The sequence below is a fragment of the Nitrospira sp. Nam80 genome (genome assembly GCF_965152575.1).
Window position 1 is genome coordinate 4,113,046 of record NZ_OZ224216.1, and the last position, 26,255, is coordinate 4,139,300.

Sequence of the window (26,255 nt, forward strand, 5' to 3'; positions counted from 1 at the left end):
TGGCTACCTGTTTAAACTATAATTGATCGGCACCTGTACCACGACCATCGGACTGGTCAATTCGTGCTTCAGATGTAAGGGACACGCGCGCCTGACCGCTTCCATGGCCGCATTGTCCAATGTTTCGTGACCGGAGCTTTTCACGACGGAGACGCTCTCGAGATTGCCGTCCTGCCGGATCTGAACACGCAGTACGACTTTGCCTTCCCAGCCGTTCAATCGTGCGGTGCTGGGATAATGCCGCAGCTCAACGATCCTCCGATGAAGGGATTCCGCCAGCCATCCGTAGTCCGCTTTTTTAGGCTGTGTGGGCGCTATGGATCGGGCAATCACCGGCGCCTGCTCTTGAACAGCCGGAGCAGGAGAGTCATTCGCTGAAGGGACCGATTGAACGGGCCTCGATTCAATGGCATCCGGAACGGCCGGTGGTGAAGCGACAGGCGCCGGTCCGGGACGCTCAGCCGGCGCCGGTTTTTCGACCGGCACGGCCGGAGGGCTCTCGATCACCGGCGCACGAGCCATCACTTCCGGTTCCGGTCGCGTTTCGGGCATCACTTGATCAGTCACAGGCGCCGGTACTTGGCGCGTCTGGAGGGGCACCGGCGCCGCCTGAGTCACCTGCTGTTCGACTGCGGGAGTGATCTCCCGAACCGCTTCCGCCGCCACTGGTTGATCGATCACCGTATCCGGCTTCGCGACATCCTGCCGTTCGGTGTTCTGCATCGCGACGATTTCTCGGGCAGGTTCCGTCTGCTGCCTCGGCCGTTCCTCTACAATCGGCTGCGGCTCACGCTGCACCGGCTGAACGTCGCGTTGAACCGTTTCGACCTTCCGCTGAACCGGCTGGGTCTCTCGTTGGAATGGTTCCACTTCACGCGTGATCGGTTGCACCGACTCTTGCGGGTGAACCTGTTTGGTAATGATCTGTGGCGCCGGTTGCGGTGAACGGACGGGCTGCTGCTTGGGCGGCGCCTGTTTAGCTGGAGCCGCCTCTTGTGCCGGCTGCGCCGTCGCTGGAACGGCCGGCGCCGGGGACGGCGTATCGACCAGCGCGACATCCCATCGAAACGGCTCCTTGTCCAGCGTGACCGTCAGCTTCGGCATCGCGACCATGATCGCCAGGATCAGGCATCCATGGAGCGCGATTGACAAACTCCAGCCCTTGGCCAATTGCGACGTGCGCTCCTGCTCTAGGACCATCACCTGATGACTCATGCCGCTGCCTTTATTTCTCGTAGCCGGCCACCCGCTCTACTTAAATGTAATTTTCGACAGGGATGCGACCGGGACATCGACCTGCCCGAAATCCGATTCGCCGCGCATGCTGCCGGTCACTGCAGGGACGAATTCTCCGGTTTTGCCGTTGGTCAATGTGATGACAATCACCGGCGAGCCTTTGTCATCCGATGGTTTGACATCCACCTGCTTGATCGTCTCGAACTTAATATTCACGGTCGATGTGCCGCGCTTTACCGGGAGGTACCGCAGTTCATGAGGGACGAAGGACGTCTCGCTGACCTTTTCCTCCCAGTAGAACATGACATTCTTCAATTCCGTTTCCAGACCTTGCGTATCCGCCACAATGGCCTGGAAGGACCGCTCGCCCTTTGTCTCGGCCGCCTGCCCGGCCGCCGCACAGGCTAACAGTCCCGCCACCATCATGCCGATGATTCCATACCGCATTCCTGTCCTCCGTTGCCGGTCCATATTCGCCCTGGCCTTTCCTTAACGCACCATGGCATGTCAGGTCCGATAATGATCGCACCGTCACCCAGTTATCTCATTGAAAATGGACGTATTGTTTCATTCCTGCTCTTTTAGGAATTCCGGTTGCCGTCATATCAATCACCAAACCAACTTGGCACAGGAACCAGGATCAAACCGTTGACATGACGGCAACGTTGCCGTTGTCATTCGGAGAACCGGCCTGCTCATGGAGCGTCGTTAGGCGATAGAGACTGGAGGAGCCCGAGAGATCAGATTGGTGACGAGATGAACCGGGAGATACCGATCAGGAACGGATGCGGGTAAGTCAGACTTGGACAATACATACTCCGGGGAAGGCGAACTCTGCTGGGCTATTCCGCCGACCGCGCACATCCAGGCGCAAATACCATGACTATGCGAGGCCGCCGTGTGGTGAGCGGCATGCTCAACATCATGTACAACGGACGCGCTCATAGCGCCGCCCAACATGATCAGCATCGCCAGCAGGAGCAGACAACCCGAAGATCTGAAGAAAACCGTCTTCATGGGAACCAACTCAAGGTCTCTTGATTAGAGCGCATGGTAACAAAATCCAGGGGCAGGGTCAAAGGCATGTCTTGAGCAACATTACGGTGCCGGCGCTCCGATGATTCGCTCAACCCGGTCATCGCGTCCTCCAAGATCTCGATATCGACGATAATGCACCAGCGCCTTAATCATGTCCTTCCGATGGAGTTCATAGAAGACGCCAATGTTGTAGTGGCCTTCCAACGAATCAGGCTTCAACGCGACCGCTTGCGCATAAGAGCGTTCCGCCTCATCCAACCGGTTGAGGCTCGTGTAGACCATTCCCAGATTCATGTGGGCTTCCGCATAATCGGGACGATACCGTAACACTTCCAGCAATTCTCTCTCCGCATCGGCCAGACTCCCCTGGCTGCGATGGACAAACGCCAAATTATAATGGGCGTCCACCAAATCGGGACGGGCCCGGATCGCCTCTCCATATGCGTGCGCCGCTTCCGGCAGATTATTGGCCCGCTCGGCCAACCGTCCCAGCAGATACCAGGCATCGGCATGCCTCGGGCTGATTTTGGTCAGGCGGGTCAATTGCTCTCGCGCCGAACGAGAATCCCCCTGACTGTCGTACAAATTCGCCAAGTTGTACAGCGCATCGGTCTGATCGGGATGCATCCGAAGCAGCGTCTGGTAGACGCGGGCGGCGGCCGCGCGATCCTGTCGTCCTTCGTACAGCCGCGCCAAGTCCAGATACGCTTCCTTTCCCGCGGGAGACACGTCGATGGCTTTACGGAGCACTTCTTCCGCCTCCTGGGATTTGCCCTGTGCGATGTACACATCGGCCAAATCGTTCAAAATACGGGGTGACCGCGGCTCCAACTTATGCGCTTCATTCAATGCTTCCACGGCATGGAGCGCATCCCGCTTCCCTTTGAAATACACCAGCCCGAGGACATGATGGGCTTCGGTGAGGCGGGGATTCAGTTCGATGGCGCGCTTGAGCGCCTGGACCGCCCCATCAGGGTCCCCTTCCCGAAAAAGCGCTATTCCTTTGTCGAAATACTCATTCGCCGTATTCGGGGTGCGAGGCGCCGCAGCTAAGAGCGGTGGAAAGAGCCAGCAGGCACCGGCGAGCAAGAGCGCGACGGCGGCGAACTTCTGGAGGCAACAGGGGAATTGTTGCACGAGACCAACCTAGAATCGGCGACGGCGTTCCAAAAGAATGGAGGAAACCAAGTTTACCACCCGACTATAGAGAAAGGTTGAAGGCCGAAGCAACGGAGATCTCATACGGTCGGTTCCTTTCATCGCCGGCTCAGGCGACATGCCCGGCCGTCTGTCACACCAACTCGCCAATCTGGCATCCGTACTTCACAAGGACGCCGTTCGCCTCCCAGCCGGGAGGACAGAGCTTCCCCGTCCCGTAGTAATCGGCATCAAGGACGGTCAAGGGCGCGACGTTTTTAATCCAGTCTTGCACGACAGCGTTGGATTCGATGTAGGATTGAAAAAAGTAAGGGCCGCCGCTCAACGGCAACTCAGGGACTATGAATTCCACATAACCCTCACCGCGCAAGGTCAGCGGAGTCGGATCGACGATATCGGTGGACAGCACGAACAGGTCCTGCCCCTTTCGCCCGTTCACGGATAAACTAGCCCGGCAGTGACGAAACTCCCGATCGATCGGACACCGGTAGTACATGCGGAAGATCGTATCCCGTCCCGTGATGGCCGCAGCCAACGGACGTCGATCTTCGTCGAGCACTTCAATCTGGGTCACGATGATTTCCCCTGAACCGACCCTGTCGGCCCGATCCTGAATGGGGGTGCCGGCCAGTGCCGCCAAGGAATCGGCATACCCTTGGACGACCTTTCGCGCGTCGCCTTCCTGAGCGATCTCGCCTTTCTCAAGGAGAATCGCCCGCCCACAGAGGTTTTCAATGACCGTCATATTGTGGCTGACGATCAACACCGCCCGCCCGCTGCGGCTGACTTCCTCCATCTTTCCCAGGCATTTCTGTTGAAAACCGGCATCCCCCACCGCCAGGACTTCATCGACAATGAGAATTTCCGGCTCCAGATGCGCGGCAACGGCAAAGGCCAGCCTCACATACATTCCGCTCGAATACCGTTTCACCGGGGTATCGATGAAGGGGCCGACGCCGGAGAAATCTACGATCTCGTCAAATTTCCTCTGTACCTCGGCACGGCGCATCCCCAGCATCGCCGCATTCAAAAAAATATTCTCGCGGCCGGTCAACTCGGAGTGAAATCCCGTCCCTACTTCAAGGAGAGCACTCACACGTCCGTACATATCCGCCCGCCCTTGGGTCGGTTCGGTAATCCTCGATAGGATTTTTAAAAGCGTGCTCTTCCCGGCTCCATTATGGCCGATGATCCCGAGCACCTCTCCATGTTGGACCTGCAATGAGACATCTTTCAGCGCCCAAAACGGAGTCGGCGCGCCGCGCCCCTGTCCGCCTCTCGCCAGATCCTTCAACCGGTGCATGATCTGGTCACGAAGCGTGTTATGCCGAGCCTTGAACCCGCCGCGCCAATACCGCTTCGACAGCTTGTCAATGACGATGGCCTGGTTGCCCTTTCTAAATGACATCAGCAAACGTGCGCTCCATGGAACGGAAATAGATGAGCCCGCCTACCAGAACGACGGCGACGATCGCGAGGCTGGGCGCAAACACGGCGAAGTCCACCTCAAAGCCGGGCAATAGGGCCCAACGAAACCCCTGAATGACGCACACGACGGGATTCAATGCGTAGATAGGGCGCCAGGATTCGGGGACCGCGCTGACCGGATAAATAATAGGAGAGACGAACATCCATAACTGGACAAACATAGGAATGACATGTCCGACGTCGCGATATTTCACGTTCATGGCGGAGAGCCACACGCCTCCCGACAGGGCAATAAGAAAGGCCAGGCCGGCAAAGAGAGGTACCGTCAACATGCGCCACGAGGGGACTGCCCCGAACCATGTCATCAACCCCAAAAAGACGATGAATGCCAACAGGAGATCGAGCAATGGGGCGATCGTCGCGGACAGGGGCAGAATCAGCCGAGGGAAATACACCTTGCTGATCAACGGCGCCTCGCCCACCAAGCTCGTCGCGCTCCGGCCTAACGCCTGGGACATATAGAACCACGGCAACAAGCCGGCGTAGAGAAAGATCGGATAGGGAACCCCGTCCGACGCAATCTTGCCCGCGTAACTGAAGACGGCCGTAAAAATCAGCATCGTCGCGAGCGGCTGAAACATGGCCCAACCCGCTCCGAGAAGCGTTTGCTTATAGCGGACTTTGATATCCCGCCACACCAGGATGTAAATCAGTTCACGGTACTGCCAGAGTGCCGGCAGATCCAAATGCAGCAATCCCTTGGAGGGGCGGATCTTAATGTGCGGCAAGCGCAACGGGCGACCGCTTTGAAGGTCTGAACTCAGCACACGCGCATCTCTCTTCGGCAATCCATCTCCCTACGCCGGACTAAAGATCGCTCTGCCGAAAGCAAGGCCGGTACCAGCCGGCTCATGAGCGATCGGCGGCCCCGGTGCGGCGTTCTTCATCGAACGGCCGACAAGTATTGTGTGATGGTGACGGGACAGAACGTGTTTCTACCATGTCACCCCGGCAAAAAGCGATAATATTGGAGAGACCGTTCTTGAGAGAACCAGCCGGGACGCTTCGAGAGACGCCGCTGTTTCTGTAGGATTCGCGTCGAACTTGCTGTATACTGCCACATTGTTGTTCAATAGTTACATAGGCCCTCCCACGAAATGAATCCTTATGCTGACTCAAACGCTCAACCTGATCTTCGGCAGCAAAAATGATCGCGAGATCAAAGCGCTCCGGCCGATCGTCGAACGGATCAACGGCCTCGAATCCGATCTGACTCCCCTTTCGGACCACGCACTCGCCGATAAAACCCAAGAGTTCCGCAAGCGGCTTGCAGGAGGGGCCCCGCTGGACGACCTTCTTCCGGAAGCCTTTGCCGTGTGCCGCGAGGCGTCGCGCCGCGTCCTCAACATGCGCCACTTCGACGTGCAATTGATCGGCGGCATGATCCTGCACAAGGGGCGTATCGCGGAAATGAAGACCGGCGAGGGCAAGACGCTGGTGGCGACCCTCGCCTTGTATCTCAATGCCCTCGAAGGAAAAGGCGCGCACCTCGTGACGGTCAACGATTACCTCGCGAAGCGCGACGCGCAGTGGATGGGCCCTTTGTATCACGCGCTCGGCTTGTCGGTGGGCATCATTCAGCACGACGCCTCATTTTTCTTCGATCCAGCGTTCGATGCGGCCGATAAACGGCTGCAATACCTTCGGCCTTGCACGAGGCAGGAGGCCTATCGCGCCGACCTCACGTACGGCACCAACAATGAATATGGATTCGACTATCTGCGCGACAATCTAATCGTCAGCGACCTGAGCCAGTGCGTGCAGCGTGAATTGAACTTCGCCATTGTCGACGAGGTCGACAGCATCTTGATCGATGAAGCGCGGACGCCGCTGATCATTTCGGGACCGACCGACCAGTCCACCGACCTGTACTACCGCATCAACGCAATCATTCCTCAACTGAAGATGGAGCAGGATTACACCATCGAAGAGAAGACGAAGACCGCCTCGCTGACGGAAGAGGGAAATAATCGGGTCGAAAAGCTGCTCGGCGTGGATAACCTCTACGACATCAAACACATGGACTTGGTCCATCATGTCGTCAAAGCATTGCAAGCCTACGCGTTGTACAAGCGGGATGTCGATTACGTGGTGAAAGACGGCGAAGTCATCATTGTCGATGAATTTACCGGACGGCTCATGCCTGGACGCCGCTGGAGCGACGGGCTGCACCAAGCCGTCGAAGCGAAGGAAGGGGTGAAGATCGCCAATGAGAATCAGACCTTGGCTTCGGTCACTTTCCAGAACTACTTTCGCATGTACAAGAAACTCGCCGGCATGACGGGAACTGCGGATACCGAAGCGGGGGAATTCGCTAAGATCTACAACCTCGATGTGAATGTGGTCCCGACAAACCGAAACATGGTCCGTAAAGACTACGCCGATGTGGTGTATCGGACCGAAAAAGAAAAATTCAATGCGATCGTCGAGGAAATCAAGGATTGCCATCAGCGGGGCCAACCGGTCCTGGTCGGTACAATTTCGATTGAAAAGTCGGAGCGATTGGCCGGGCATCTCAGCCGACACGGCATCAAGCACAATGTCTTGAATGCTAAATACCACGAAAAAGAAGCGGAAATTATCGCGCAGGCGGGGCGAAAGGGCGCCGTGACGATCGCCACCAACATGGCGGGGCGCGGCACCGACATTCTCCTCGGCGGCAATGCGGATTTTCTGTTCAAACGCGTGCTGTATCAGGACGAGGCGCTGTCTGATGCCCGCAAGCTGGAAATTTACGAACAGATCAAAAGCGAGTGCGAAAAAGACAAGCAAGAGGTCATGGCCGCGGGCGGGCTCCACATACTCGGCACTGAACGCCATGAAAGCCGGCGCATCGACAACCAGTTGCGGGGACGCGCCGGCCGGCAAGGTGACCCGGGCTCCTCTCGTTTTTATCTATCCCTCGAAGATGATCTCATGCGCATCTTCGCGTCGGAGCGGGTCTCCCAGCTCATGTTGAAGCTCGGCATGGAAGAAGGGGTGCCGATCGAACATGGGATGGTGACGCGAGCCATCGCCAACGCGCAGAAGAAAGTGGAAGCGCACAACTTCGAAATTCGAAAGCAACTGCTCGAATACGACGACGTGATGAATAAGCAGCGCGAGGTCATCTACCAGCATCGGCATGCCGTGTTGGCCGGGGAGAATATTCGCGAAGACGTCCAAGACATGATCAAGGAAGTCATCACATCCTTCGTCGATACCTATTGCCCCGCCGATCAGTACCCGGAAGAATGGGATTACAGCGGGCTGGTCGAAGCGCTCCAAGGACAATTCGCCGTGGATATCCTCGAATCGCACCACAACTCGATGGACCACCTCAAGGATTTGGGCCGGGATGCGTTGTTGGAAGAACTCCGGACGCACATTGCTCAAGCCTACGAGAAGAAGGAACAAGAGTTGGGGTCCGATCTCATGCGCTATCTCGAGAAGCTCATGCTCCTTCAAGTGATCGACCACCATTGGAAGGACCATCTCCTCGGCATGGACCACCTGCGCGACGGCATCGGCTTGCGAGGCTACGGCCAAAAGGACCCGCTGATCGAATACAAGCGCGAAGGCTTCGACATGTTTTCGAGCATGATGGATCGTATCAAGTCGGACGTTTTGGACCGGCTGTTCCGAGTGCAGGCTGTAAGAGGTGAAGAACCGCCGCCGCCCCCTGTCGCCGCGCCGCCGCCCCGCATGATCCTCAACCGCGGGGAAGAGCCGGCCGCTTCTCCCGCTGTCCAGCGCCACGCCGACAAAGTCGGCCGCAACGATCCCTGCCCCTGCGGCAGCGGTAAAAAATATAAAAAGTGCCACGGAGCGTAGTGGCGAGAGACCCGACTTCATTGTCCTCCGTCAGCTTGACCGTTCTACGCCTCATGGCGCTCGGCGACGGAACTGAAAGGCGCGGCTGACGAAGCGCGGACACGTTCGGTGTGGCCATGATGCGATGACAACGCACATCATCTGAACCTTTTCTTTACCCCCGCGCGCTCCTATGAGGCTGCGACGAAGCGTCGCAATGCCAGTCGCACGCTGACTGGTTACTCATTCTCGACTCAAACGACGCCGTGGCGACAGCCTCAGTGCCCATCGCTTCCACCCGCGCCGATAAAAGAAAGAAGAGTATAGCTCTTAGTATTTGCATTACGAAGGCTCTTCTGTCAGGGGGAGTCTGTGTTGGTCCATCGTTATCAATCCACCCGTATCCCTCCCACCGTTCTAGCCAATACGCGTAAATCTGGCATAAGCGTCCTGCAAGCGTGACCTTGCGGGCGAGCCACGCTGATGTGCGAATGAACAATCTCTTCCTACCGCGCGACGTAAGGTCTCGGAGCACCAGCCGTTCGGTAAAATGAATCACGGCTTTTCCCCTGCTTGGCTGAACGGATGCGCGCAGAGGTTTGGACGTGGCGCTAATGAAGCTAAGAGAGCAGAAGGCCGACAGCGGAGCCGTTCCGGTAATCCGTAAGGCGAAGCGGCACAGTCGAATCTATGCCGGAATGGCTCGCGAGAGGTCTCGCATCACGGCCAACACCGGCTGGGCGCGCCGTTCGTCAGCCAAGGTCCCGAATTCTCCGAAGCAGCCAGGCGAGGCTGCCCAGGTGAAGTGGGACGCTGATGCCGGTTGGTCTCACGGTCCGCGCTTCGTCAGCCGCCTTCACCCCATTTCGCCTTGACTTAGTTCTCACGCGGCGGCTAATTTAACCCACTCTTTTCCTTAATGAATACGGTAAGAGGACAGGCGTCTCGCTGGATGACGAGGATTGCCTCCGATTACCGGCAAGGGTGGTGTCACTTTGCTTCCTGGACATCAAGAACTCATCGCCGACATCGCGTCCGAAATCACGCGCAGCGGTCCGATCACCTTCGCCCGCTTCATGGAACTCGCCCTTTATCATCCGCAGTTCGGCTATTACGTTCGGCCGGTGGACGGTTCCGATCTCGAGCGGATCGGATGGTCCGGCGATTTTTATACCAGTTCCGATGTGCACCCATTTCTCGCTCATGCGCTGGCGAAACAGGCTAAACAGATCGACGATTTCCTCGGCCATCCCACACCCTTTACCGTCATCGAAATGGGACCGGGGAAGGGATTGCTGGCCCGTGATTTTATCGCGGCCTGCCAAACCTATGGCGAATCGTTCAACACACGCCTGCATTACATTCTGATCGAGCGCAGCCCCGCGATGCGGATGCTGCAGCAAGAGGCCCTGGCTCCGTACATGAACCGGACCGGACTTGTGACCTGGCTCGCGGGTCTCGATGAATTGCCGCCCGGCAGCGTAGAAGGACTGTTCTTCTCCAATGAACTTGTAGATGCGTTCCCTGTGCACCGGGTGACCGTCGCGCAAGGCGGGCTTCAGGAACTCTACGTCGGCTGGAACGGTGAAGGCTTCCAGGAGTCCCCCGGGCCGCTCTCGACTCCTCTGCTGGCGGACTATTTCGACCGGCTCGGTCTCGTACTTGGCGAAGGGTTCCGGACCGAAGTCAATCTTGAAGCCGTCCGCTGGATGGGGCGAGTAGCGCTGGCCATGGCTCGCGGCGTCGTGATGACGATTGATTATGGACACACGGCCCACGATTTCTACGGGCCGTCACGATCCCGCGGCACGCTGCTGTGTTATTACCATCAGACTGCCTCAGACGATCCCTATACGCGGGTCGGCGAGCAGGATATGACGGCCCACGTGGATTTCACCAGTCTCGCAACGGCCGGAGAAGCGGCCGACCTTCGCGTGACCGGCTTTACGAATCAGATGAGCTTTTTGATCGCATTGGGTATGGAAGAGATGCTCGAAACCCTGGCTCCGGATTCGCCGGAGTTTGCCGGAGCCATTCACCTCCTGCGACCGGAAGGCATGGGCCGCACATTCAAAATCTTGGTTCAACATAAGGGAATAGCATGCCCCGAACTTGACGGATTGAAATTCCAGCCGTTCTTCGGCTCCGCATTGACGACAACGACGGCATTCAAAGACGCATAACGAAACCCCATGGGAAACGAAGCCGTTCCACTAAATTATGTCCCGATTCTCGTCTTTACCGCTATCGCCGTGGCGTTCGGAGCGGTGTCGTTGCTGTTGGGCTGGGTCGTTCGCCCGAGCCGACCTTATCGGGCGAAACTCGCGCCCTACGAGAGCGGCAGCCCGCTGTTCTCCGATGCGCGTGTCCAATTCCCGATGCGGTACTACATCATTGCGATGCTGTTCGTCATTTTCGACATCGAGATCGTCTTCCTCTTTCCCTGGGCCGTCGCATTCAAGAAACTGGGCCTTGTCGGCGTGGTCGAAATGGCGATTTTCATCGGCATTCTCGTGGTCGGGTTCTGGTACGCCTGGAAAAAAGGCGCCTTGGAATGGGACTGACGCGCGCGAGGCGCGCGAATTCTGAATGATGAAGTAGAATGATGAATGCCGGGTTCGGCCTTCAACTCAGCATTTAGAATTCAGCATTCACAATTTAACGCGGGGCGTAGCGATCGTGAGTTTTCTTGAGCGGCAGCTTGAGCCAAATATTTTGACGACGAATCTGGACGCCTTTGTCTGCTGGGCGAGAAAATCGTCGCTGTGGCCCATGACGTTCGGTCTCGCCTGCTGCGCGATTGAGATGATCGCGACGGTCTCGTCCCGATATGATATCGATCGCTTCGGCGCCGGGGTGTTCCGATCTTCTCCCCGGCAGTCGGACTTGATGATCGTAGCCGGCACCGTCACCAGGAAAATGGCCCCGGTGATCAGACGGATTTACGATCAGATGGCCGAGCCTCGGTATGTCATTTCGATGGGCTCCTGCGCCACTTCCGGCAATCATTACAACAGTTACGCCGTGGTGCAGGGCGTGGACCAAATCGTGCCGGTTGACGTGTATATTCCCGGCTGTCCACCCAGACCTGAAGCGCTTCTGGACGGATTGCTCAAGCTCCAGGAAAAAATCCAGCGCGAGAAAGTATTTGTGAAGTAAGACGCGATGCAGCCATTGCTTGAATCATTAATGAAAACCTTTCCCGACGCGGTGCTTTCCATCGAGGCGGATACCGAACGCCAGGAAATCATGGCCCGCGTGGCTCCCGGTCGCATCGCCGACGTGGCCCGATGGCTGCACGATACACCGGAGGCCGCGTTCGACCATATCACCGATATTTGTTCCGCCGACTACCCGGATGATGTGGAGCGGTTCGAGGTCATTTACCATTTGCTGTCGCTTCCCCATCGACGCCGCATTCGATTGAAAGCCCGCGTTACCGAGGATGATCCGACCATCCCTTCCCTCACAAGCATCTGGAAGGGCGCCGATTTCATGGAGCGTGAGGTCTATGACCTGATGGGTATCAAGTTTTCCGGGCATCCCGACCTTCGGCGGATTCTTCTGCCGGAAGACTACGAAGAAGGCCACCCGCTCCGAAAAGATTTCCCGACCGAAGGAAGAGGTTGGAGAAGTTCGTTCCCGTTCATCCCGCGGCTGGACGAGCCGCCGAAGGAACTATCTGACAGCGAAGTTTCCGCCAAGGAGAAGCAGGCGTTTCTTTCAGCGAATGGCAACCAGACGGGCCAACGCCGGCGCGAGGAACTCTTGCTCAATATGGGTCCGCAGCACCCCAGCACCCACGGCGTACTCCGCGTGGTCCTGGAACTGGACGGCGAACGGATCGTCAAGGCGACGCCCGACCTCGGCTATCTGCATCGCGGAGTCGAAAAACTGTCCGAAGGCCTCCATTACATGCAGGTCATCCCGCATACCGACCGGCTTGACTATGTGTGCGCCATGGCGAACAACTATGCCTACGTGCGGGCGGTCGAAAAGCTCCTGTGCCTCAAGGTGCCGGAACGGGCGGAATACATCCGAACAATCGTCGCTGAGATGCAACGCATCATCGGTCATCTCTTCTGGCTGGGCACCCAGGCCCTCGATATCGGCGCCATGACTGTGTTCTTCTGGACGTTTCGAGAGCGCGAGGTGCTCCTCGACATGTTCGAGAAGCTCTGCGGCGCCCGCCTGACGTTGAACTATTACCGCATCGGCGGCGTGGACAGCGATTTTACGCCCGACTTGGTGGCGCGGCTGCGTTCGTTTCTCGCGACGTTTCCGGATAAAGTCGGCGAGTATGATCAATTGCTCATGACCAATCGCATTTGGATCGGCCGCACGAAAAACGTGGCGCTGATCTCGGCCGAAGACGCCATCAATTTCGGATTGACCGGCCCGACCTTGCGCGGCTCGGGCGTCGCCTATGATATTCGGAAGTATGAACCCTACGGCGCCTACGACAAAGTCGATTGGGAAGTCCCGGTGGGCAAGAACGGCGACACGTACGACCGCTACTGGGTTCGGATGGAAGAAATGCGGCAAAGCGCCCGGATCATCAAACAATGCCTCGATCAAATGCCGGACGGTCCCATCATGGCCGACGTGCCGCAGGTGATTCCGCCTCCCAAAGCGCAGGTGATGCGGGACATGGAGAGCCTGATCCACCATTTCATCATCTTTACGCAGGGTTTCAAACCGCCGAAGGGTGAGACCTACTGCGGGACGGAAGCGCCGAAGGGCGAATTGGGCTTCTTCATTATCAGCGACGGAAGCCCGCGCCCCTACCGGTTGAAGATCAGAGCGCCCTCGTTCATCCACATGGGTGCGTTCGACCATATGGCGCGCGGCTATCTGATTTCCGATGTGATTACGATCTTCGGAACGTACGATATCGTGATGGGAGAGTGCGACCGGTGAAGCAGCGGAATGCTGAATGTTGAATGACAAATCAGGACGCCGAATGGCAATTCATCATTCAGAGACCCGTGACTAAAAATAGGTAATGCAATGGGCGTCATGAGTGCATAGCAATTCAGCATTCATCATTCAGCATTCAAAATTCGAGACTGCGAAGTGTTACTGGAAAAATACAAAACTGAAATAGAGGGCATCCTCGCCCGCTATCCGGTGAAGCGCTCAGCGCTGTTGCCGTTGCTGTACCTGGCACAGGAAGAGAACGGATACGTCACCGAGGCCGCCATGACCGAAATCGCGGGGATTTTGAAATTGACGCCGCCGCAGGTCTACGAGACGGTGACGTTTTATACGATGCTGAACTTAAAACCGGTGGGCAAATTTCACATCCAAGTGTGCAAATCTCTGATGTGCGCACTGGTCGGCTCGGATACCGTGCTGGGGTGGTTGCGCGACAAGTTGGGCGTAGGACCGGGCGAAACGACGCCGGATCGCCTGTTCAGCGTCAGCGCGGTGGAATGCTTGGCCGCCTGCGGCACCGGCCCGATGATGCAAATCAACGACGACTATTACGAGCGCCTCACCGAGCAGAAAGTGGATCAAATCTTAGCGGACCTTCGACGCGACGGCACGTCGCCACTCAAGAGTGGCCCATTCATGTGGCCGGAAGCGCCTCAGGCGCAAGCAGCCAAGTAAAAGGGAAACCGTACAAAGTGACAGTCTTCCATCGAAACATTTTTGCCTTTTGACTTTTGCCTTGCGACAACAATGCCAAGTTACGAACCCATCCTGTTGAAAAACATGCTGCAGCCCGGCTACGGCGGGTCGCTGACGGAGTATGAGCGCACGGGCGGGTATCAGGCATTGCGCAAAGTCATCGGCAAGGTTGCTCCCGCCGACGTGACCGCCATGGTCATGAAATCCGGATTGCGCGGCCGAGGCGGCGCCGGCTTTCCTACCGGGGTCAAATGGGGTTTCCTTCCAAAAGACTATCAGGGGCCGCGCTATCTCTGCTGTAATGCCGACGAAAGCGAGCCGGGGACGTTCAAGGACCGACAACTGATCGAACGGGATCCCCACCAGATGATCGAAGGCATCGTCATCGCCTGTTACGCCATCCAAGCCGCCACGGCCTATATTTATATCCGCGGTGAGTTTGTTCTGGGCGCCAAAATTCTGGAGCGCGCGTTGGCTGAAGCCCGCGCGGCGGGCTATGTCGGCAATAACGTGCTCGGCTCGGGCCTCAAGATCGATGTCTGGGTGCATCGCGGGGCGGGAGCCTACATCTGTGGTGAAGAAACAGCCCTGCTTGAGTCGTTGGAAGGAAAACGAGGATTGCCGCGCGTCAAGCCGCCCTTTCCGGCCACGCACGGGCTCTACAACAAGCCGACCGTCGTCAACAATGTCGAAACGCTGGCCAATCTGCCGCACATCCTCACGCGCGGGCCGGAATGGTTCGCCGCCATCGGTTCGCCGCCCAAGAGCACGGGGACGAGAATTTTCTGCGTCAGCGGGCACGTGAAGCGCCCGGGCAACTATGAAGTGCCGATGGGAATCACATGTCGAGAATTGATTTACGAGCAGGCCGGGGGGATGCGGGGAGCCGAACCTCTGAAGGCCTTCATCCCCGGAGGGGCGTCCGCGCCGTTTTTGACTCCCGACCATTTGGACGTCAAATTGGATTTCGAATCTGTCGCGCAGGCCGGATCCATGCTGGGATCGGGCGGCGTGACGGTGATGGAAGAGGGGACGAGCATGGTCTGGGCCGCTCTGAGGCTGATGGAATTTTTTTATCATGAATCCTGCGGCAAGTGTACGCCCTGCCGCGAAGGCAGTTCCTGGCTGGTTCAAACCATGCGGCGCATCATGAATAAGCGCGGCCGCATGGAGGATCTTGAAACACTGACCGATCTGTGCAAGAACATCGCGGGCCGGACTGTCTGCGCGTTCGGCGACGCCGAAATTTCTCCGATCCTCAGCACACTGAAGCATTGGCGACATGAATATATCGAATTGATCCGTACGGCTGAGGCGGCGAATCTGATTAAGCCCGAGCCGGTGGGAGCACGAAAGTAAAATGTGGCGTCGACACTTCGCCAAATCCCTCGATCACGGATCTAGCGATGTAATGCGCCTTTCCATTCACCAAATCACACAATCACAATTCACCAAATAACCTATGCCTGATTCTCCGAAAGATACGGTTCGATTGACGATCGACGGCATTCCCGTGACCGTGCCCAGGGGCACGCTGGTCATCGAGGCGGCGCGGCGCGTGGGAGTAATGGTGCCGCATTTCTGCTATCACCCCAAATTGAAGCCGGACGCCAACTGCAGGATGTGCCTGGTCGAAATTGAAAAGATGCCGAAGCTCCAGACCTCCTGCAGCACGCCGGTGGCCGAAGGCATGGCGGTCAGAACCGCCACGACCGTCGTGAACGACGCCCACAAGTCGGTGCTGGAATTTATCCTCGCCAACCATCCGCTGGACTGTCCGGTGTGCGACCAAGGAGGGCGCTGCGATCTTCAGGACTTTTCACACCAGTACACCCCGACCACGAGCCGCTTCGCCGAGACGAAACGGATCTTTCAGAAGGAATATTTCAGCCCGCTGATCGAAACCCAGATGAATCGGTGCGTGCAATGTTTGCGTTGCGTCCGCTACTGCGACGAAATCATGGACGTCAAAGCGCTGGCGCCGTCCGGCCGGGGGACGATGACGGAGATCAAGCATTTCGGCCATCACCAGCTCGACTGTGAATTCTGCGGCGGCTGCATCCAGATTTGCCCGGTGGGCGCCATCGTGAGCCGCTTGTCCCTGTACGAATACCGCCCCTGGATGCTGAAGCGCGCGGATACGATCTGCACCTATTGTGGGGACGGCTGCCGCATCACGATTCAGACCAAAGGCAATGAACTTATCGAAGTGAATTCCTCACACGGCGCCGGCCGGAACAACGGAGATCTTTGCGCCCGCGGATATTTCGGCTTCCACGTGTCCACCCATCCCGATCGCTTGACTCATCCTCTGGTTCGCCGGGAGGGTCGGCTCATCCAAGCCACATGGGAAGAAGCGCTTGAATATGTAGCCGAACAGACGACCAAGCTGAAGCTCGCGCACGGCCCCGACTCCTTCGGCGGCCTGATTTCGTCGCATTGCACGAACGAGGACCTCTACGTCTTCCAAAAATTCATGCGCCTGGCGATCGGCACGAACCACATCGACAGCGGCGCGCGGCACGGCCATATCACCGGCATTCAAGCGCTTCGGCGGGTCCAAGGCACGCATCGCTGGACCTTTACGTTCGACGATATCGCCGCCGCAGACGCGCTCCTGCTGGTCGGCACCAACATCACGGAGGCCAATCCCATCACCGGCCTCCGAGTGAAGGACGCGGTGAAAAAGCGGGGAGCCTCGTTGGTGACGGTGGAGTCTCTGGAGCCGGCCGTCGATACGATCAGCAACATTGCGAATTTGGCGCAGCATCATTTTTCCGCGTTGCCCGGTCGGCATGGGAATGTGATTCTGGGTTTGATCAAAGCTCTCGTCGAGCAACATCTGGTCGACGAAGACTTACAGCGCGAGGCGGGCGCCTATAACGAAGCGCTGGCGAGCGTGGTTCACAAGCTCAATTGGGAAGCGATCGAACGTTCCACCGGTCAATCACGGACCGATCTAGAGGAGGCGGCCCAAACCCTTGCGAAGGCCAAGAAGCTCGTCGTCCTGGTCGGGGCGGATATCTTGCGACATCCGGGCGCGCCGGCCGTCATGGCCAATCTTCTCGATCTCTTGATCTTGACGGGAAAACTCATGACGCCCGGCTGCGGGCTTGGAGCGTTGGCCGAAGAGAACAATGACCAAGGCGCGGTGGAAATGGGAGCCGTGTCGGAATTCTGGCCCGGCGCGACCGAGTCGGCGGATCGAGCGGCACAGGAACGCCTGTCTCAGCTCTGGCACGAGGATCTGCCGCAGCAGGCCGGCGCCTCGTTGACAGAGATGCTGCAACTGGCGCGTGATGGGCGACTCAAAGCCATGTTCGTCGTCGGAGAAAATCCGGTCGGGACATTCCCGCCCGCCGCGCACAGCCGGGATGCCTTGGCCGCGCTCGATCTGCTCGTCGTCCAGGAATTGTTCCCGACGGAGACCACGGAGCTGGCTCATGTCGTGCTGCCCGCATCGTCCTACGCTGAGAAGAACGGCACCTTTACGAATTCCGAAGGACATGTCCAAACCGTGCGCCAGGCGATCGATCCGGTAGGCGAAAGCCGGCCGGATTGGGAAATCGAGTCCGCCTTATCGATTCTAATGGGCTATCCGCTCGAATACGGCTCTGCCCGCGAAATTCTGAAGGAGATCCGCGAGGTCATTCCGGGCTATGGACTGCTCGGTCCGGCGCCGACGCCGCCCAAGATCGATCCGGCGATTCTTCGACGGTATCTCTCGGAAGGCTATGCAAGCGATCTCCCGGCCAGGTACACGTTGACCGTCGAAGCATCGCAAACGGGCACGCCGCTGGTCTTTGGACAGAGCCTGTTTCATTCCGGCAAGCTTTCGACCAAAGCCAAGGGTCTTTTGGAAGTACAGAGCAGCGGCGTCTTGCGCATGAATCCGGAGGATGCGGCACGTCTCGGCCTTGTCGACGGCGATCCCGTTCGCTTGGCCAACGGGCAAGGACAAGCCACGGCGACCGTTTCTATCAAGGCGCGCGTGCCGTCCGGGATGGTATGGTTCCCCGAGCACTTCAACGATGCGCTCAAGCCGCTCGTCAATTGGAGCGTTGATCCGCTGACCAAGGTGCCGTATTGTAGGCTCGCTCACGTATCGATCGAAAAGGTGAGGTAGGAAGTCATGGAACTCGGATTACGGCTCGCAGTTTCCCTTGCGCAAATCGCGGCGGTCATGGGCGTGGTGATGCTCACGGTCATGATCTTGACCCTGGCGGAGCGCAAGGTATTGGGATGGATGCAGGATCGTATGGGCCCGATGGAAGTCGGTCCGTACGGTGTGCTCCAACCGATTGCCGATGGCCTGAAATTATTCTTCAAAGAAGACATCATCCCTGCGGGCGCGAATAAATTTCTGTTCAGTCTCGCCCCTATTTTGGCGTTGGTGCCGGCCTTGATCGGATTCGCGGTGATTCCCTTCGGCCCGAACCATACCGTTGAATTATTCGGGATGCAGATCAAGCCCTTCATCATCAGCGACATTAATATCGGCATCCTTTACATTCTGGCCTTTGCGTCTATTGGCGCCTATGGGATCATCCTCGGGGGCTGGTCCTCCAACAGCAAGTATTCGCTGCTCGGCGGCTTGCGATCCGCGGCCCAGGTCATCAGTTATGAATTAAATGTCGGCTTGGCGATCGTCGGCGTCATCCTGCTGTCCGGGTCGCTCAGCCTGATGCAAATCACCGAGGCGCAATCCGGCTGGTTTTGGAACTGGTTCGTCCTGGCGCTGCCGTTCCCGCAGATCTTCGCATTTGTAGTCTATGTCATCTCGTCCGTGGCGGAGACCAACCGCGTGCCCTTCGATCTTCCCGAAGCGGAAAGCGAACTGGTGGCGGGATTCTTCACGGAATATAGCGGAATGCGGTTCGCTTTTTTCTTTATCGCTGAGTACGCGAACATGATCCTCGTGAGTTGCGTGGCGGCTGTGCTGTTTCTGGGGGGCTGGAACGCGCCCTATCCCGGCACGCTGCTCGGCCACCTCGGGCTGGAGAGCATTGCCTGGGTGGAAAATGTCGTATGGTTTGCCGCCAAGGTGTATTTTTTCCTGTTTCTCTTCTTTTGGCTGCGTGCCACGCTGCCCCGGCTTCGGTATGATCAGTTGATGCGGTTCGGCTGGAAGGTGATGCTTCCGATCGCGCTCGGCAATATCTTGATCACCTCGATCGCCGCGTATTTGTTTCCCCGATCCTGAGGAACCCGATGGCCACCACGACAGCTTCTTCAGCAAGCGCCCGTAAGCTCTCCTTCGGAGACTGGGTCAAGACGCTGACCTTTTATGAACTGCTGGTCGGCATGAAGGCGACGCTTAAACATTTGCTGCGCTACAAGCCCATTACGCTGCAATACCCGCATGAGAAGCGCACGCTGCCGGAAAATTATCGCGGCATGCTGGCGTTGCTCCGCTACGACGACGGAACCGAGAAGTGCGTCGGCTGTGATCTCTGCGAAGCCGCCTGTCCATCCCGGGTGATCCGCGTCGTGAGCGCCGAAGTGCCGGGCGAGCCGACCAAGCGTTATTCCAAGGAATATTACATGGACATGACGCGTTGCCTGTTTTGCGGCCTCTGCGTGGACGCCTGCCCGGTAGATGCACTCGGGATGACGAGGGAGTTCGAGTGGTCCGTGTATGACAAGCGCCAATTGCATTTGAACAAACAGCAGTTGCTCGCCATCGGCGACCGCTCCTATCCCGTGAGGGAAAAACGGCTGGAATTGCAGCATCCCAACGTCGCGTTCTTCAACGTGGCATTCAAAAATCTTCCGCAAAAACCAAACTGATTCGAATGAGCCACGCACCCTGCGACCATCAGACCCGCACAAGCGGACAACGGCGTGCCGCCGAGGTTTTGCGCATCCGCGTGTCCTCCGTCGGCCGCTTCACGTCCTGTCCAGGAATCATGACACAACGACCCGGACCCATCGCATGAGCGGGTCAGGCTTCCGTCCATGCGCACGCGACGCGCGCCTGCGTTTACCGTCGAGCGGCTCCAAACCGCCGGCGCGGTACCGCCCCGGCTCGGATAAAAGGAGCCGGTAATGGCATCGGTCTTTTTCTTTTACTTTGCGGCAATTATTGTGACGACCTCGGTTCTGGTCGTTGCCGCCCGCAATCCGATCTATAGCGCCCTGTCGCTTCTCATCATGTTCTTTCACGTCGCCGGGCTCTATGTGACGCTCCACGCGGAGTTCCTGGCCGCGGTGCAGATCATCGTGTATGCCGGCGCGATTCTGGTGCTCTATCTGTTTGTGGTGATGCTGCTCAATATCCGGCGGGAAGACCGGTATCATACTCAGCTTCCTGTCGCCATTCTCCTCGGCATGATGCTCCTGACCGAATTGGTGCTGCTGGCGCTGCAACGAGGCTGGACGCTGGGGCCGGAAGCCGGCGAAGGAAGCGCAGCGGTCACCGACTTGGGCAATACGCAGATGATCGGGGAAGTGCTCTACTCGACCTATCTATTTCCATTCGAGGTCGCGTCGCTGATCCTGCTCGTGGCGATGATCGGAGCGATTATTCTAGCGAAGCGGGATATCTTGCCGGAGAACTAACAGGATGGCGGAAAGCATTATCAAAGACACATTTTTGGTGAGCCGCCCATGACCGTACCGTTGTCGTACTATGTCGTGCTCAGCGCCGTCGTGTTCTTGACGGGCGTGGTCGGCGTGCTGATCCGGCGGAATATCATTATCATCCTGTTGTCGGTTGAACTCATGCTGAATGCGACCAACATCAATTTCGTCGCGTTCTCGCAGTACTATCAAAATGTGGCGGGGCAGGTCTTCGTTTTCTTTGCCTTGACCGTCGCCGCGGCCGAAGTGGCGGTGGGCCTGGCGATTATCATCGCCCTTTATCGGGTAAAATCCACGATCAATGTGGACGAGTTCCAGCTGCTGAAATGGTGAAAACCAGCACAATTTCGCGATTGGAGATTTGACGAAGTGATGTACGCGCTCATCCCTCTCTTGCCGTTCGCGGCATTTCTCGTGCTCGGCCTCACCGGCTCGCGAGTAAAGGATCGCGCGCATCTGGTGGCGGTCCCGGCCGTATTGGGTTCGTTCGCCCTTTCCGTTTTTGCCCTCGTCGAAGTCGCGACCGCCGGTCCTCTCCATGCCACCTGGTACACGTGGCTGACATCAGGAAATCTTCACGTCGAGATCGGCATCTCGATCGATAGGCTGACGGCGGTCATGCTGCTCCTGGTGACGATCGTAAGTTCACTGGTTCATATTTATACGATCGGCTACATGCATGGCGAGCCTGGTTACGCGCGGTTCTTCGCCTACATCGCGCTGTTTACCTTTTCGATGCTGATGCTCGCCATGGCCGACAACCTGCTCCAGCTCTTCGTGTTTTGGGAAGCGGTCGGATTGTGTTCCTACCTGTTGATTGGTCATTGGTTTGATCGCCCCAGCGCCTGCAGCGCCGCGACCAAAGCCTTCATCGTGAATCGAATCGGCGATTTCGGATTTATCCTCGGCCTGTTTATGGTCTGGTACTTCGCCGGCTCATTGGACTACGCCACGATCTTCGATAAGGCTCAAGCGCTGGGCAGCCTCACAATCAACTTCCTAGCGCCGTTCGGGGGAACCTGGGACATCTCGGTCGTCACGCTAATCTGCCTCCTGTTGTTCACCGGCGCGGTGGGCAAGTCAGCGCAGGTTCCCTTACACGTCTGGCTTCCCGACGCCATGGAAGGTCCGACGCCCATCTCGGCTTTGATTCATGCCGCCACGATGGTCACCGCCGGCGTATTCATGGTCGCCCGGCTGTCACCATTATATGATCAGTCCCAAACCGCCCTGACCGTCGTCGCCATCACCGGCGGGATCACGATGCTGCTCGGCGCGTCCATCGCCCTCACTCAACACGATATCAAGCGGGTGGTAGCCTATTCGACGGTAAGTCAGCTTGGCTACATGGTCATGGCGTGCGGATTGGGCGCCTATGCGGCCGGCATGTATCATCTGCTCACGCACGGAGCCTTCAAGGCGCTGCTGTTCCTAGGATGCGGTTCCGTCATCATCGCGTTGCATCATGAGCAGGACATGCGGCACATGGGCGGCTTGAAAGAGAAGTTGCCCGTCACCTATTGGACCTTTGTCGTCGGTTCGCTGGCGCTGGCCGGATTTCCGCTCACCGCTGGATTCTTCAGCAAGGATGATCTGCTCGTGGCTGCCTGGTCGGCCGGACCGTTGGGCCAAGCCCTCGCCATTGCCGGACTGTTGACCGCCGGGATCACGGCCTTTTACAGCTTCCGTTTAGTCTTCGTCGTCTTCTGGGGACCATCTCATGTCGATCGCCATCATGCGGACCATGTGCATGAGCCGTCCCGAACAATGACCGTTCCGTTGATGGTGTTGGCCCTGCTGAGCATCATTACCGGATACTTTGGAATCCCCGGATTTCTTGCGCCGGTGTTTCCCACAGGTTCCGATCTGCACCATGAAGGATCCGCCGCCTCAATTATTATGGCGATCGCCTCGATCGTGGGCCTGACGGGGATCGGCGCCGCCTACTACGCCTATGTCGTGAATCCGAGGTTCCCGGATCGGCTGGCCCGGCAATGGCGCGCCCTGTATGACCTGTCGCTGCACAAATGGTACGTGGATGAACTGTACGATCATGCATTCGTCCGGCCGACCTTTTCACTGGCGCAAGGATTATGGAAACAGATCGACGTGAACGTAATCGATGCCGCCGTCAACGGCGTGGCCCGCGCGGTTGCCTGGGGCGGGTGGTTCATGCGACTGGTTCAAAGCGGGCAGACCCAGCACTATGCCCTGGGCATGGCCTTGGGCACGGTAATCATCCTGGGCGTGTACATGTTCTTCTGAGCGAAATCCGATGACCGAATTTCCCTGGCTTAGCGCCATCATTTTTCTGCCATTGCTCGGCGCGGCGGCGCTGTGGTTCGTACCGGCCGGGGCCGCGCGCTGGCTCGCATTGGGCTGCACCTTGTTGGTGTTCATTGTCGCGCTTCCCCTCTGGTGGGCCTTCGATTCCGGCTCTGCCCAGATGCAGTTCGTGGAACAGCTCTCTTGGATCTCCTCGCCGCCTATTCAATACAGTGTCGGGCTCGACGGAATCAGTTTCCCCATGTTTCTGATGACCGCGTTTTTGATGCCGTTCTGCATCCTCGTGTCCTGGACGTCGATTACGACTCGTGTCCACGGTTTCATGGCTACGCTCTTGATCATGGAATCGGCGATGCTTGGAGTCTTCGCGGCCCTCGATTTCGTGCTGTTCTACGTGTTCTGGGAAGTGATGCTCATTCCGATGTATCTCTTGATCGGCGTCTGGGGCGGCCCGAATCGGCTCTACGCCGCGATTAAATTCTTTCTCTATACATTGGCCGGCAGCCTGCTGCTTCTGGTGGCGATTTTGGCCTTGTACTTCCACGGCGGCCATACATTCGATATCCAGGCCTTGAGTCAGAACTCCTATGGCGTCACGCTGCAGACCCTCCTGTTCTGGGCATTTTTCGCCGCCTTTGCCGTGAAGGTTCCGATGTTTCCGTTTCACACCTGGTTGCCCGACGCTCACGTGGAGGCGCCGACGGCCGGCAGCGTCATCCTCGCCAGCGTGCTGCTCAAAATGGGCGCCTACGGCTTTCTCCGCTTTACGCTGCCTATGCTGCCGGACGCCACCGCCCGCTTCACCAATCTCATGATTGCGCTCTCGATCATTGCGATCATTTACGGCGCCTACATGGCCTTGGCCCAGGCGGATCTCAAGAAATTGATCGCCTATTCCAGCGTCAGCCATATGGGATTCGTGACTCTGGGGATTTTCGTCTCCAATACGCAAGGCATTGAAGGCGCGGTGATGCAGATGATCAATCACGGCATCACGACCGGCGCCCTCTTTTGCTCTGTCGGGATGATCTACGAACGGACTCATAGCCGCCTGATCGCCGACAATACCGGCTTGGCCGGGCCGATGCCGCGATATGCGACCTGCCTGATGATCTTTACCCTGTCGTCGCTCGGGCTGCCGGGCACGAACAGCTTTGTCGGGGAATTTTTAGTGCTGGCCGGCACGTTCGTCTGGAGTAAGTTCGCGACAACGCTGGCCGCACTCGGCATTATTCTCGCCGCGGCGTATTTTTTATGGATGGCACAGCGCGTGGTGTTCGGGATTCCCTCCGCCGATCAGCGGGCCCATTTGAGTGACTTGTCTTTTAGGGAGATGGCGACCTTGGTTCCGTTGGTGTTCTTGGTTTTTTGGATCGGCTTCTTTCCCAATCCGTTCCTGACGAAGATGCATGCGAGCGTGAGCAACCTATTGTCCGGCGGAATCGAACGGGCCCGCGCCGTTGCACCACTTGAGCCCGATCAGGTCGCGCACGAGGCGACCCTGAAAACCAAGAACGATCACTATCTTCTGTCTCCATACAGCACACCATGACACTTCCCTTCACCGATATCCTCGCCATTCTCCCGGAATTGATCGTCATCGGAACGGCCTGTCTCGTGCTCGCGCTCGACCCGATCACGCCGGCGGCGAAAAAGGATGCGCTGGCTTGGCTTACGCTGGTCGCGTTGGCCTGCTGCATAGGAGTGACCTCTTCTCAAATGTCCTCGCGCATCTCGGCGTTCAGCGATCTCGTCATTGTCGATCCCTATGCCGGATTCTGGAAATTGTTGCTATACATCGTCACGGGGCTGACGGTGCTCTTATCCCTGGTCTATCTCAAATCTGAACGGCTTCATGTCGGCGAATATTATGGGTTCATTCTGCTGTGCCTTGCCGGAATGATGGTGATGGTGTCCGCCGCGGATTTGCTGACGATCTATCTCGGGACAGAACTCATGTCTCTGTCCCTCTATGTGCTGGCCGGTCTCAAACGCTCCGAGCCCCGCTCCCTGGAGGCCTCCGCCAAGTATTTCGTCCTGGGCGCCTTTTCCTCCGGCATCCTGCTCTACGGGATCTCACTTCTTTTCGGCGTCGCGGGCAGTACCAGGCTTCCCGACATTGCGGCCGCTACCGCCGGTCAAGGATTGGGAAATCCTATTTTAACCCTTGCGATGATTCTGTTGACGGTCGGCTTTGGATTCAAGCTTGCCGTCGTGCCCTTCCATATGTGGACACCGGATGTGTACCAGGGGGCGCCTACCAGCGTGACCATCTATATGGCGGTGGCCTCGAAGGCCGCGAGCTTCGGCGCATTCCTCCGTGTCTTCACGGAGGGCCTTGGAGGACTCAGGACCGATTGGTACGGCCTCTTCTTGATTATTTGTATCGTCACGCTGGTCCTGGGAAATGTGGTGGCCATCGTCCAGACCAACATCAAACGGATGCTCGCCTACTCGAGCATCGCGCATGCCGGTTATGCTCTGATCGGTGTGGTGGCGGCGGCCAAGGTCGGCACGCCCGGCAGCTCCACCAGCCTGGCGAGCGTCATGCTCTATCTCGCCATGTATGCGTTCATGACGCTGGGCGCTTTCGCGATCGTCGCGATGTTGCGAAAAGGCCGTCTCGAAGGCGAAGAAATTCAGGATTTCACCGGCCTCGCCAAACGCGAGCCGATTCCCGCGTTTTTCATGCTGATCTTTTTAGTGTCGCTGGCCGGTATTCCTCCGACCGCTGGCTTCATCGGCAAACTCTATGTCTTCATGGCGGCGGTGGAAGCCGGGCTGGCCTGGCTCGCCGTGGTCGCCGTTATCTTTGCCGCCATCTCTGCCTACTACTATCTTCGCATCGTCATGGTCATGTATATGCGCGAGCCAGACCCGGCCGTCATGCCTGCTCCAACATTTGAAACCTCGCCCGCTTTATCGATCGTACTGGCCTGCGCATTGGCAGGAGTGGTGCTGCTAGGGCTCTTCCCGAACATCGTTGTGTCCCTTGCTACGCAAGCCGTGCCGCTCATGAGGTAGCCGCGCCGTCTGCTTTC

General features: G+C 57.7%; 20 protein-coding genes. 15 read left to right on the plus strand and 5 right to left on the minus strand.

Going from position 1 to position 26,255, the window contains the following annotated elements; all coding sequences use genetic code 11:
* Window positions 1–3: 3 nt before the first annotated feature.
* The 5 genes from ACWGXE_RS19260 to ACWGXE_RS19280 all read right to left on the minus strand — a co-directional run bounded on the left by ACWGXE_RS19260 (window position 4) and on the right by ACWGXE_RS19280 (window position 5,687).
* Window positions 4–1,215: a TonB family protein gene (locus tag ACWGXE_RS19260; protein ID WP_447599689.1), complete on the minus strand. Its 1,212-nt coding sequence runs from the start codon at window positions 1,213–1,215 to the stop codon at window positions 4–6.
* Window positions 1,216–1,251: 36 nt separating this feature from the next.
* Window positions 1,252–1,683 (minus strand): hypothetical protein, encoded by a 432-nt coding sequence (locus ACWGXE_RS19265; protein ID WP_447599690.1) that lies wholly within the window; start codon window positions 1,681–1,683, stop codon window positions 1,252–1,254.
* 651 nt (window positions 1,684–2,334) lie between these two features.
* Window positions 2,335–3,411 (minus strand): tetratricopeptide repeat protein, encoded by a 1,077-nt coding sequence (locus ACWGXE_RS19270; RefSeq protein ID WP_447599691.1) that lies wholly within the window; start codon window positions 3,409–3,411, stop codon window positions 2,335–2,337.
* A 154-nt stretch (window positions 3,412–3,565) separates the two neighbouring features.
* Window positions 3,566–4,840: an ABC transporter ATP-binding protein gene (locus ACWGXE_RS19275; RefSeq protein WP_447603809.1), complete on the minus strand. Its 1,275-nt coding sequence runs from the start codon at window positions 4,838–4,840 to the stop codon at window positions 3,566–3,568.
* The gene (locus ACWGXE_RS19280) at window positions 4,830–5,687 is read right to left on the minus strand and encodes an ABC transporter permease (RefSeq protein WP_447599692.1); all 858 of its coding nucleotides are present in this window, start codon (window positions 5,685–5,687) and stop codon (window positions 4,830–4,832) included. Before ACWGXE_RS19280 ends, ACWGXE_RS19275 begins: the two co-directional genes overlap by 11 nt.
* Window positions 5,688–6,027: 340 nt before the next feature.
* Here ACWGXE_RS19280 and secA point away from each other — a divergent pair, with 340 nt between their 5' ends.
* From secA to ACWGXE_RS19355, 15 genes are all read left to right on the plus strand, one after another.
* On the plus strand, window positions 6,028–8,733 hold the full coding sequence (secA, locus tag ACWGXE_RS19285; RefSeq protein WP_447599693.1) for a preprotein translocase subunit SecA: 2,706 nt from the start codon (window positions 6,028–6,030) through the stop codon (window positions 8,731–8,733).
* Between the two features lie 941 nt (window positions 8,734–9,674).
* On the plus strand, window positions 9,675–10,895 hold the full coding sequence (locus ACWGXE_RS19290) for a class I SAM-dependent methyltransferase (RefSeq protein WP_447599694.1): 1,221 nt from the start codon (window positions 9,675–9,677) through the stop codon (window positions 10,893–10,895).
* Window positions 10,896–10,904: 9 nt separating this feature from the next.
* On the plus strand, window positions 10,905–11,276 hold the full coding sequence (locus ACWGXE_RS19295; protein WP_447599695.1) for an NADH-quinone oxidoreductase subunit A: 372 nt from the start codon (window positions 10,905–10,907) through the stop codon (window positions 11,274–11,276).
* 115 nt (window positions 11,277–11,391) lie between these two features.
* Window positions 11,392–11,871 carry an NADH-quinone oxidoreductase subunit B gene (locus tag ACWGXE_RS19300; protein ID WP_447599697.1) on the plus strand — a complete coding sequence of 160 codons (480 nt, stop codon included), beginning with the start codon at window positions 11,392–11,394 and terminating at the stop codon, window positions 11,869–11,871.
* Between the two features lie 6 nt (window positions 11,872–11,877).
* A complete protein-coding gene (nuoD, locus tag ACWGXE_RS19305) occupies window positions 11,878–13,632 on the plus strand; it encodes an NADH dehydrogenase (quinone) subunit D (RefSeq protein ID WP_447599698.1) in 1,755 nt (584 codons plus the stop codon).
* Between the two features lie 156 nt (window positions 13,633–13,788).
* On the plus strand, window positions 13,789–14,325 hold the full coding sequence (locus ACWGXE_RS19310; RefSeq protein WP_447599699.1) for an NADH-quinone oxidoreductase subunit NuoE family protein: 537 nt from the start codon (window positions 13,789–13,791) through the stop codon (window positions 14,323–14,325).
* Window positions 14,326–14,397: 72 nt separating this feature from the next.
* A complete protein-coding gene (gene nuoF / locus ACWGXE_RS19315) occupies window positions 14,398–15,705 on the plus strand; it encodes an NADH-quinone oxidoreductase subunit NuoF (protein WP_447599701.1) in 1,308 nt (435 codons plus the stop codon).
* A gap of 103 nt (window positions 15,706–15,808) precedes the next feature.
* Window positions 15,809–18,472, plus strand: coding sequence for an NADH-quinone oxidoreductase subunit NuoG (nuoG, locus tag ACWGXE_RS19320; RefSeq protein WP_447599703.1), 2,664 nt, complete (start codon window positions 15,809–15,811; stop codon window positions 18,470–18,472).
* Between the two features lie 6 nt (window positions 18,473–18,478).
* Entirely contained in the window at window positions 18,479–19,549 is a 1,071-nt protein-coding gene (gene nuoH, locus ACWGXE_RS19325) for an NADH-quinone oxidoreductase subunit NuoH (protein WP_447599705.1), read from the plus strand.
* A gap of 8 nt (window positions 19,550–19,557) precedes the next feature.
* Entirely contained in the window at window positions 19,558–20,136 is a 579-nt protein-coding gene (gene nuoI, locus ACWGXE_RS19330) for an NADH-quinone oxidoreductase subunit NuoI (RefSeq protein WP_447599707.1), read from the plus strand.
* Window positions 20,137–20,394: 258 nt separating this feature from the next.
* Entirely contained in the window at window positions 20,395–20,907 is a 513-nt protein-coding gene (locus ACWGXE_RS19335; RefSeq protein ID WP_447599708.1) for an NADH-quinone oxidoreductase subunit J family protein, read from the plus strand.
* A 48-nt stretch (window positions 20,908–20,955) separates the two neighbouring features.
* Window positions 20,956–21,261 (plus strand): NADH-quinone oxidoreductase subunit NuoK, encoded by a 306-nt coding sequence (nuoK, locus tag ACWGXE_RS19340; RefSeq protein ID WP_447599709.1) that lies wholly within the window; start codon window positions 20,956–20,958, stop codon window positions 21,259–21,261.
* 39 nt (window positions 21,262–21,300) lie between these two features.
* A complete protein-coding gene (gene nuoL / locus ACWGXE_RS19345; protein ID WP_447603810.1) occupies window positions 21,301–23,193 on the plus strand; it encodes an NADH-quinone oxidoreductase subunit L in 1,893 nt (630 codons plus the stop codon).
* 10 nt (window positions 23,194–23,203) lie between these two features.
* Window positions 23,204–24,766: an NADH-quinone oxidoreductase subunit M gene (locus ACWGXE_RS19350; protein ID WP_447599710.1), complete on the plus strand. Its 1,563-nt coding sequence runs from the start codon at window positions 23,204–23,206 to the stop codon at window positions 24,764–24,766.
* Entirely contained in the window at window positions 24,763–26,238 is a 1,476-nt protein-coding gene (locus ACWGXE_RS19355) for an NADH-quinone oxidoreductase subunit N (protein WP_447599711.1), read from the plus strand. The genes ACWGXE_RS19350 and ACWGXE_RS19355 overlap by 4 nt, the downstream gene beginning before the upstream one ends.
* The last annotated feature ends 17 nt before the right edge of the window (window positions 26,239–26,255 follow it).